The 264-nt window shown below is 65.2% G+C and carries 1 protein-coding gene; it reads left to right on the top strand.

Annotation, left to right across the window (positions count from 1 at the left end; translation table 11 throughout):
* Window positions 1-127: 127 nt before the first annotated feature.
* Window positions 128-264 (top strand): zinc finger domain-containing protein (locus tag IH09_RS40950; protein ID WP_446750515.1); only part of this gene is annotated, 137 nt, incomplete at its 3' end.

Consider the following 264-nt stretch of genomic DNA (forward strand, 5'->3'; position numbering starts at 1 on the left):
GTTGTGCAACAGTCCGGCCAATCACAGCCGGTGTCCGTTTCGCCCCCTCCTTACTGTCGCGCAACCCGTCGCGAAAGTTGGGGGTGCACTTTGCGTTGCGCGACACGTTTATGCGACAGTCCAGCTCATGATCACGAACACCCCGGCCGATCAGGTCGAGCGTCCCCCCTGCCCGAAGTGCGAAGCCCCCGCCGGTAGTTCCTGCCGTACAGGGGCGGGCAAGGTGGCGTCCAGCTACCACACCGGCCGCTTTGCCCTGGTGCC

This window comes from Streptomyces celluloflavus, from assembly GCA_000720995.1.
Lineage (GTDB): Bacteria > Actinomycetota > Actinomycetes > Streptomycetales > Streptomycetaceae > Streptomyces > Streptomyces celluloflavus.